Source organism: Paenibacillus cisolokensis (assembly GCF_050481165.1).
GTDB classification, from domain to species: Bacteria; Bacillota; Bacilli; order Paenibacillales; family Paenibacillaceae; genus Paenibacillus_AH; species Paenibacillus_AH cisolokensis.
Window position 1 is genome coordinate 88,727 of the sequence record NZ_JBCNFP010000140.1, and the last position, 9,880, is coordinate 98,606.

General features: G+C 58.0%; 6 protein-coding genes. 1 reads left to right on the forward strand and 5 read right to left on the reverse strand.

The genetic code is table 11. The features are described from left to right. Positions 1 to 24: 24 nt before the first annotated feature. From ABEV74_RS20245 to ABEV74_RS20265, 5 genes are all read right to left on the reverse strand, one after another. On the reverse strand, positions 25 to 1,146 hold the full coding sequence (locus ABEV74_RS20245; protein ID WP_430148974.1) for an ABC transporter ATP-binding protein: 1,122 nt from the start codon (positions 1,144 to 1,146) through the stop codon (positions 25 to 27). Positions 1,147 to 1,326: 180 nt separating this feature from the next. After that, positions 1,327 to 2,193 carry a helix-turn-helix domain-containing protein gene (locus tag ABEV74_RS20250; protein WP_430148977.1) on the reverse strand — a complete coding sequence of 289 codons (867 nt, stop codon included), beginning with the start codon at positions 2,191 to 2,193 and terminating at the stop codon, positions 1,327 to 1,329. Positions 2,194 to 2,206: 13 nt separating this feature from the next. After that, the gene (locus tag ABEV74_RS20255) at positions 2,207 to 4,372 is read right to left on the reverse strand and encodes an MGH1-like glycoside hydrolase domain-containing protein (RefSeq protein ID WP_430148979.1); all 2,166 of its coding nucleotides are present in this window, start codon (positions 4,370 to 4,372) and stop codon (positions 2,207 to 2,209) included. A gap of 190 nt (positions 4,373 to 4,562) precedes the next feature. Further along, positions 4,563 to 7,856: an S-layer homology domain-containing protein gene (locus ABEV74_RS20260; RefSeq protein WP_430148982.1), complete on the reverse strand. Its 3,294-nt coding sequence runs from the start codon at positions 7,854 to 7,856 to the stop codon at positions 4,563 to 4,565. A gap of 227 nt (positions 7,857 to 8,083) precedes the next feature. Then, positions 8,084 to 9,421 (reverse strand): ABC transporter substrate-binding protein, encoded by a 1,338-nt coding sequence (locus ABEV74_RS20265; protein WP_430148984.1) that lies wholly within the window; start codon positions 9,419 to 9,421, stop codon positions 8,084 to 8,086. A gap of 165 nt (positions 9,422 to 9,586) precedes the next feature. Here ABEV74_RS20265 and ABEV74_RS20270 point away from each other — a divergent pair. Beyond that, positions 9,587 to 9,880, forward strand: a 294-nt coding sequence (locus ABEV74_RS20270) for a helix-turn-helix domain-containing protein (RefSeq protein WP_430148987.1), incomplete at its 3' end; no start/stop codon positions are given.

Consider the following 9,880-nt stretch of genomic DNA (forward strand, 5'->3'; position numbering starts at 1 on the left):
CTGCATCCCTCCCAAGCAAAAACGTTATTGCACCAGATTTTCGCCCGAATCCGAATCGAAAAAGAGCGCTTTCCGCATATCCAGCGTGAAGACCACCTTCTCGTCCTCCTTGACCGACCCTTCCAGATCTGCGCGCGCGATGAACAGGTTCGACGCGCCGATATCGGCATACAAATACAGGTCCGCGCCCATATATTCGCTGATCTTGTGAATGCCGGAAATCTGGGCGTGCGGATGCGCTTCGCGCATCGCCGGGTCCATATGGACGTGCTCGCAGCGAATGCCCATCGTGACGGTCCGGTTCGCCTTCCGCTTCTCTAGCAGCTTCCGCGACTGCCGCTCCGGAATTTTCAGCGCGGCCTTGCGCGTGTGGAATTCGAGAAGCCCGTCGGAACATTCCAGCAGCTTGCCTTCGATGAAATTGATCGGCGGCGCTCCCATAAACCCGGCCACGAACATGTTCTTCGGGTTGCCGTATACGTTCCTCGGCGTGTCGACCTGCTGGATGACGCCGTCCTTCATGACGACGATGCGGTCTCCCATCGTCATCGCCTCGACCTGGTCGTGCGTCACGTAGACCGTCGTCACGCCCAGCTGCTTGTGCAGCTTGATGATTTCGGTCCGCATCTGCACCCGCAGCTTGGCGTCGAGATTGGAGAGCGGCTCGTCCATGAGAAACACTTGCGGGTTGCGGACGATCGCCCGGCCGAGCGCGACGCGCTGCCGCTGTCCGCCGGAGAGCTGCTTCGGCTTCCGCTCGAGGAAGTTCTCGATTTCCAGCGTGCGCGCCGCCCGTTTGACCGCCTGGTCGATTTCGTGCTTCGGCATTTTGCGCATCCTGAGACCGAATGCGATATTCTCGTACACGTTCAGGTTCGGATACAGCGCGTAGTTTTGAAACACCATCGCGATATCGCGATCTTTCGACGGCAGATGGTTCACGAGCCGCTCCCCGATGTAAATTTCGCCGTCCGATATATGCTCCAGACCCGCGATCATGCGCAGCGTTGTCGATTTCCCGCATCCGGAAGGTCCGACCATGACAAGAAATTCGCCGTCCGAAATTTCCAGAGTGAAATCTTTTACGGCGTATAGCTTGTCTTTGCCGTAACGCTTGTCAACGTGTTTCAACACTATGCTGCCCACTATCGGCACCTCCTGCATACCGGCCCGCCTTGCGGCGTAACCTCGTCATTATTTTGCTGAAAACGTTTTCAATCCGATAGATCGATTTCATTATATATTGGCGCCCCTGCTCGGATTGTAGGCGGTTTTTGCCCTATGTATAGGCGAAACGCGCCAAGACGGGAACGGGCGACTGCCGGACTACAGCTCCTGATAGTTTTGCCGGTACTGCCTCGGCGTGACCCCTGTTTTTTTGCGAAACAGCGCGTGAAAAAACTTCATGTCCAAGTAGCCGACCAGATTGGCGATCTCGTGAATGGAGATATCGGTCGATTCCAGCAGCTCGCAGCATTTTTGGATGCGAATGTTTTGCAAATACTGGATGAACGTCAAGCCGGTCGCCTTCTTGAACAGGCGCTGAAAATGGCTGACGCTCATGTAAAAATGGTCGGCAACGCTCTGAGCAGTTATATTTTGGGAGTAATGATTCTTGATGTAATGAAGGACGTCGTCAAGCTTGTTGCTCGGAGCGGGGGTATATTCCTTCTCCTTCTCCGAGCGCTGGAGGATAAGCAGCATTTGAATGAGAGAGGTGGTCAGTATAATTTCGTATCCCACGTTCCGTTTCAGATACTCGCTGTGCATGTTGTGGAACATGTTCAGGAGCGTGTTGTGCTTGTCGTGAAACTGCAGCCATCTTCCTTTCTGCTCCTGCGGATAATGGATCAGGCGCATCGTTTCCGAATCTCCGGTAAAATAATGTTTCCACGGAATTAGCGCCGTTTCCCGAAATATGCAGTTGTAAATGACGAGCACTTTGTCGCGCTCCGGGGAGGACGGCCGGAAGACGTGGGACGTACCGATCGGAATCAGGAACAGATCGCCCTGCTTGACCGGCACCACCTGGTCTTCGATGTAGTGAAAACCGCATCCTTCCCCGACCATACTGATTTCGACAAAGTCATGGGTGTGGAGACAAAGGGAAAACGACTCCTGCTCCCGGTTGACGTAAATATCGATGCTATCGAAGAAACGCTCGCCTTTCAACACCGTCACTCTTTCGTTCAAACGTACCCACCCCTTATGCTCGCGATCGCATCTCCTGCAGCGGCCATTCAAATCTGCACAACCGGTCGCTCGAGAACACCAGCCGGCCGTCTGCGAACAAACGGTATCCTTCCTCGATATCCGCCGCATCCGGAACGTCGGCCACGCAGCCCGGTCGGCGGAACGTGATGCGAAGCTCCATGCCGACCGCTCTAACCCGCTCGAGGCAAAAATAATCGAGTCCGACATCGAGGGGATCAAGCACGATGCGGTCCGGCTCCACGTTCAGTCCGGCGACGTGGGCGATCAGCAGATCGATATAGAACGAATGGTTGTATTCCTGCTCGTCGCTGAGCGGTTCGCCGGTCGCACTGTTGTAATGTTCGACCAATCCCGGCTGCCGCAGATCCCGGTTGAAGAAGTGAAGAAACGAATATTCTCGCAAATAGTGCGCGAACCGGCGGTCGTACCGGTGTCCTGCGCGCTTGCTTTCCTTGGCCAGGGCGTCGAGCGCGATCGCGTTGGTGTACGGCCATGTCGGACCGTCCCACACGCAGCCGTTGCGCCCTTTGATGAAATGCCCCATCCAGCCGCCGTCCTTGCTGTAGGCGGGACAGTCGGCGGAGACGGACGGGAACGGGCAGCCGGTATCGAACTCGGTCGGCTCGAACAGATGCCCTATCAGCGCGTCGTGGCGGCTGTCGACGATTTGCGCCCATGCCGGGTAGAAGCCGACGATATTCTTCACCAGCGCTTTTTCGTCGGTTTCATGGTGCAGATCGTAAAAGAAGGCGCTTTCTTCGTCCCACATTTTGGCCAGCACATCGTCCCGGATGCGCTCCGCCAGTGCGCGGTAGCCGTCCGCTTCGTCATCGCCGAGCGCCTCGCACAGCCTCGCCACTCCGAGTGCGTTCAGGTAGTGGTAGACGGTGCGGTCCACCCGTTTCAAATGCGTATACGTCGCCGGATCCTTCGGATTTTTCGGGTATCCGTGAAAATACCAGTAGCTCGGCTGATATTCCTTGCCGGTCCGGGTATGGCGGTACTCGATCATCAATTCGTCCCGGTCGTTCCCGTACGTCCGCTTCCAGGCGCCGATTTGCGCCTTGAGCGACGGCAATAGCGCGAGCATCGCCTCCTGGTTCCGATGCACGAGATAGAGCTGGTAGGCGGCCCAGCACGAGAAGTTGGCGAACGAGTGCATGACGGTGTCCACCGTCAGGCAGCAGAACATGCCGTCCTCGTTCGGATGCTCCTGCATGTTGCGCAGCGAGCCTTCGCAGAACGCGGGATCGTGATACCATCTGGCGTCCACCAGATGCAGCGGGACGGACAGGTTGATCAGCTTGCAAAACTCCCAGCCCCCCTTGCCGAACGGAGCTTTGCTCTTCTTGTGCGACCGCCCTTCGTAGAACAGCGGATGCTGCAAGTTGCCGTACCGGGGATCGGCCAGATTGTGGCGCAGCAAAAACCAGCGGTAGTCCCACGTTTTGTCGAGCAGCGCATCGCTGCTGCGGAACGCGGGCGTCCGGTCGAACCATTGTTCGTAGGCCGCGATATGGGCGGCCACCTTCCGACCGTGCGGTTCCTTGCCCTCCGTCCACGCCGCGGCCCTCCGCCGCAGCTCATTCGGCTCATCCTGGCCGCGGATGCCGAGCGCGGCCGCGATGATGAACGACGCCGTCTCCCCCGGTCCAAGCCGCAGCTCCACGAACAGCCGCTGGTCGCTTGCGGCGATCGCGGTGTCGATGTCGAAGCTGAGGTGCGGAACCGCGAACGTGCCGTCAAGGCAGCCGCCTTCCGCGGGCGCGAAGACGCCGGGATACGTCGCAAGCCGGAGCGTCAGCTCTTCTGCGCTCCGGTTGGTCCAGGTCTGGAACGAGACGGCGCAATCGTCCCAGGTGATGAATTTCTGTTCGCGGAACGCAAACCGCGTCCCCTCGTATTCCATCCGAAGATGGCTCGGATACCACTCGGATCGGCAAGGTTCGAGGCGTTCAGTTCCGGATGCCGATACGGCGTACAGCAGCGGAATGTTGACCTTGTGAATGAAGTCGAACCTTCCCGCGAACCCGGGTCTCGGCTCCACGTAATCCGCCCACAACCGTGCGCCGGTCGAACCGAGAAGCAATGCGCCGGGCATCGTGCGAAGCGATTTTCTGGCTGATCCTAGGCTATCGACCGTGCGGCTGGCACACATGATTAATTCCCCCTATAACGTTCGACAAACAAGTATACGATTGTGACAATACCAGTATAGCTTACCGGATTGCTCAATCATTGGTGATTTCTGCTCGAACTATGGGTGAATCCTGCTTTTTCCTGTCGACGTACAGGATGCAAACGCCCTTGCCTACTGCGGGCAAGGGCGGGCGAATACGGATTATTCGCTATTCAACGGAAACAAATGTCGAATACGTTTTGCCGTCGGGCATTATCGCGGTCAGCACAAAGTCGGTTATGCTGAAGCTGCTTGCGTCGCCGCTTGCGGGCTGGTAGACGATCCGGTTAGCGTCAATATACAGCAGGTCCCGCTTCTCGACCGGCACATTCGGTTTGTGGCGGATTTCGCCGATCATGAACGCCACGCCGAACAGCTCGTTGTACTGAAGAAGCTTGTCGTTTTCGAAGCTGTTGCCGAACTGGTCCTTCATCGAGATTTTGCCCATCAGCTTGCCGTCCCACGGCATCATGCCGTTCAGTTTGGCGGCTTCCACGACGTTGGCGGACTTGTCGACTTTGACCTGCTGGGCAACCGGACGCTCGTATTTGACCTCCACTTCCTGGCTCAGCATCCGTGCGCCTTCGGGCCCGTCGAAGATGACGGTGACGGTCGTCTTGCCGGGACTCAGGCCGACGATGCGTTCCGTGCCGTCGGTTCCGATCAGGTCCGGATGCGACACGGCGATCATCCGGACGATGCCGGACGGAAGAACAACCTTGCGGCCCTGGCCGTCCTTGGCGCTGATCTCGATCTCCCGGGCGAAGACGTCTTTGTTCGCGAACAAATAATCGGCGTTGGATGCGCTGCCGGTCTTACCTTGCTCGAAGTAGAACCGTCCGGCAGCGAACAGCGTGTCGTCGACGTCCATCTCGTACGTGAGCGACTGCTGGCCGGAGAACACTTCGGCCATCGCTGTAGCCGTCGCCAATATCCCCGCGACCGCGCCATTGGCATCGACCTGCACAAGCGAGACGTTCAGCCGGTACGATCCCTTCTTCTGCGTATCGGCGACGAAGGTGACGCCCTTGCCGGAGGCGTTCGCGATTTCCTGCAGGACGATCGGATTGGCGTCGCTTAAGGCAGCGGCTCCTTTCGTCGTCATCGCCCCCGGATCGCCGCCGACTCTCTTCAGCTCGTACATCACTTTGTAACCTGGCGTCGATGCGTTGAACTGGCTGCCGTACTGATCGAGAATTTTGAACTTCACCTGCCGCTCCGTGCCCGGGAAGAGCAGGGAATCGGCGTCGCCGTCAAGCTCGACCGAAACCGGAAACTTCATTTTCGCGTCTTCGATCACAAGCTGCAGCGCGGCGTTGTGGCCGCTCTGCGGCAGCAGGACGGTAACCGCCGCCTGGCCGGCCTCGTTCACGCTGGCGATCCGGATTTTGCCCCGATCGGAGCCGGTCGCCTGAATCGCCGTCTGGCGGGTTATCGGCGAAGCCGCGCCGAAATCGGTCCGCGTCGGCGGATTCGAAGCCACCGTGAGATGGCTCGAAGCGAGCACCTGCAGAAGTCCGGCCGTCTCGGCCTTAATGATGTCGTCCGGCGACAATTCGTTGCCGCCCGCATCCTTGACGATAATCGGGATAAATTCGTCCTCGTCCCCGACCGTCAGCGTCTCGTCGAAATCGAATTCGACCGACGCCGGCAGCTTCGGTACGCCGATCGGCAGCGCGACGTTCGCGGGCTGGCCGTACAGCCGGGGCATCAGCATCAGATTGACCTCGCGGGTGGCCCGCACATTGGGCGAGATTTCGATCGACAAGTCCGGATACCCGTCGTTGTCGTAATCGAAAAATTTGGCCATCGACGGCTTCTCGGCAAGGACGGACGGATCCGAAAAGATCGTGGTGAGGCCCCATTGTCCGTCAAGCTGCTTCGGATCGGTCACGCGAAAGCCGTACTGATCGTAGGCCGAGAACGTCAGGTAAGCGCGGGAGCCGGGATTCAGCGCGGTTTCGTCGCCGAAAAAATTCAGCTCGCCCGCTTCCACCCTGAACACGAACGCCGCGTCGCCGACCGTAAACACTTTGCCGAGCGGTGCGGTCGATGCCGTCATCGGCTGCTGGTACAACGCGACCGAGAATGTCGAGCCCGCGGCCAGCCGGCTCGTGTCGAGCCGAAACGCCTGCTTGCCCGGCAGCGGAACCGCACTGACGTCCGCTCCGCTCGTGACAATCCGGAAGCTGCCCGACGTCCAGCCGGACGTCTCGCCGTACTGGTTGGACGCTTCGAATGTGACCGTTACGTTCCCGCGGGACACGATATCCGAAGGCGTCGTAAATTTCAGCGTCGCCAGCCGCTCGTCTTCGGCCACGAATTCCGCTTCCGCCTGGCCGGTCTCCCCTTCCTCGAGTCCTGACAACAGCACCTTGTAGGTGCCTTTGACCAGCTTGCCGTCCAGCTCGATCGTCGCCGACTTTTTGTCGTCGGCCCACTTCGCCTTGCCCGACACTTCTTTGCCGTCCAGCTCGACGGTCAGCTTCGCTTTATCGGTGTCGACTTCCCGGTTCAGGACGACGCCGATTTTTTTGGCGCCGATCACCTTCGCTTCGACGATCGACGCTTTGCCGGAGGCGGAGCCGCCTTGATGAATGGCGCGCGCATCGTATGCGGCGAGCGCCAGCTCGTACCGCGTCGCCGGCTCATTCCCCCGGAACGAGCCGTCGTTCTTGAGCGACAGCAGCCCTTTCTCCAGCGCGACGGCGACATAACCCCCGGCCCAGGCGGACACCGTCGCGTCTTCGGGCGGCTCCGCCTTCCCCGCATCCTCTTCCAGGCCGAGGCCGCGGACGAGGAAGACCGCCAGCTCCTGACGGGTCACGAGGCCCGACGGGTTGTACCGGTTCGCGTCGCCGCCGTACCCTTTGGTAAGGCCCGCCGCCTTGATCGCTTCGACGTACGGCAGCGCGTAACCCTGCGGCACATCGGCAAAGCTGGATTTCGTCAGCGATTTGTCGACCGACAGCCCGAAGACGAGCGCGGCGACTTTCGCCAGCTGCGCGCGGTCCACATGGCGTTCCGGTCCGAACTTGTCGACGGACACGCCCTGGAAGACGCCGGCCGCGATCAGCTCGCTCAATTTGGCCTTGACGTCGTCTGGAAGCTGGCGCAGATCCTGGAAGTCGTCGGCCGATTTGCCGCCCTCTTCACTTTCTGGCCGGTCTTCGTTCGCCTGACCGTTCTCGCCGTTCGCCTGATCGTTGGCGCCTCCTTCGTTGTCGGCGTCGCCGTTCTGCTGGTCGCCGCTCTCCTGATCGTCCGCGTCGTCGTTCGGCTGCTCCCCGTTCGATTGACCGTCCGCTTCCTCGTTCGGCTGATCGGCCGCTCGGTCCGCAGCCGTTTCCGCTTTCCCTTCCGCCCCTGCGATTCCTTGAGCGCTCGCGCTGCCGGCCGAAACGGGATAAGCCGCCGTGAAAGCCAGCAGCAGGGCGGAAAGCCACGCGCACCGCCGTCTCATTCTTGCACTTCCCCTGTAACTCCTTTGCCTCATCCGCACACTCTCCTTGAATACTGTGTCGGTTTTGAGATAAGCGCTTACAACTTTCGGCTTCCGCATCCGCGGCGGAACCGGTTTTCTCATAAGGATCGCCCGCATCACTCCTTTGTGGTCCGTGTACCATCATTGTATAAAGCACGTTCGGTTTTTTTATAGGCTGTCCGAATCGTCCTTATAGGTGTAATCGCTTACTGGTGCGGACTGATGCCTCCCTCCGATTCGATCGCTTTCGTCTCCTGGATCGCTTTGTCCATCGCTTCGTTGGCGATGCGAAGGGCCGTCTGGCTGTCCTTCGACTCCTGCGAAATCGAGTTCCATACGAGATCCGTATTGGCGTATACATAGGTCAAGTTCGGCTTGCGAGCGGGCGGCTTGGCGCCATCCAGATAGAAGATCGACTGGACATGCTTCCCTTGCCATTCCGGAATGCCTTGTCCGTACGCCGCTCTCACTTCCGGATCATTCAGCACCGGCACGACGCCCTGCCTGGACAACTCGGTCTGCACTTCCGGCGACAGCAGATACGCGATAACCTGGAAAGCCAAATCCTTGTTGTCGGACTGGTTCGTAATGAACATGCCGTTCGTGCTCGGCTGGAATTTCGATTTCGGCGCCTCCGGGAATACGGGAACCGCTGAGACGTCGAAATTGATGTCCGGATTCTGGGCGATAACCTCCATCGCGTTTTCCAAGCTGTCGATGATCATCGCGACATTGCCTTGGGCGAACTGGTGCGTTTTGACCAGCTGGTTGCCGGGTATCTCATAAAATCTCCGGATGTTGTCGACGATTTTGAGCCAGTTGTCCGATACCATCGAAGCTTTGTCCTCGTTCGGATCGAGCGCCGGCTCGGCCAGCTGGTTGAACCGCATATAATGCGCCGGATTCATCTGAAACCCTTTGTAAGTCATGTCCCCTTCCTGCCGGGTCAGCCGCTTGGCCAATTCGTACGCCTCGTCCCATGTCATGCCGTCCTTCGGATAGTCCACGCCGAACTTGTCGAACAGATCTTTGTTGTACACGAGCACGTAATCGTTCGTATTGAAAGGAAGCGAGTACAGCTTGCCGTCGGAAGTGTTGATGGAGTACTGCATATCGGCCGGGTTCAATTTGCTCGTGTCGAAATTGTACTTCTTGATGAGCTTGGTCATATCGTATTCCAGCTTGAATCTCCGCACCTGCCGGTACGTATTGCGGCCGACGTCGTCGAAGATAATGTCGGGGATCGTGCCTTTCGCGATCAAGTCTTCGTAGCGGGAGCCGTCGTTCCAGGCGACGTGCTTCAGCGTAATATCCGGAAATTTCTTCTTAATGAATTGACCGACCTGCTTCTCGAAAATCGCTTCATCGACATAAAAGGCGGGCCAGGCCGTAAAAATGTACAGCTCGTTGTCCGGCGACTCTGCGGTTTCCTGCTGCTGCTGTTGCTGCTGCCCGACTTCCGATTCCGGATTGCCGCTTTCTTCCGTACATGCCGCCAGTGCGAGCATCGGGATGACCAGCAATAGGCAAAGCCATTTTTTCATCGCTCAAGTCCCTCCATCATTTTCATTTGAAAATGACTGTCGAAGCTTCCTCGAAGTTGAACCAGAGGGTTCAAACAAAATCCTGCAAAAGCTCTACGGCCCCCTAATTGAACTGGAGTCTTGCCCCACAATATATTACTGTATTTGTATAAGGGGATGGACAATATGAGACGATCGAACAAGCTATACGAAGAAGTACGACTGGATGTAGTTCGAGAAGCATTATCCGGTATCAAGGTGGGGGTCCTTGCCCGAAAGTATAACCTGCATCCGGAGACAGTTCGTACTTGGATCCGGACATATCGGGATCAAGTGGATATTCACAAGCTCCCTCCAGCTGACCATCAACTGCAAGAGCTGAAGAGGCTGCAGGAAGTGGAAGAAAAGTACGAAAAAGCAATGAAGGTGCTTGGCGAAAAAGAACTCGAAATCGAGATTCTGCGTGAACTGCTAAAAAAG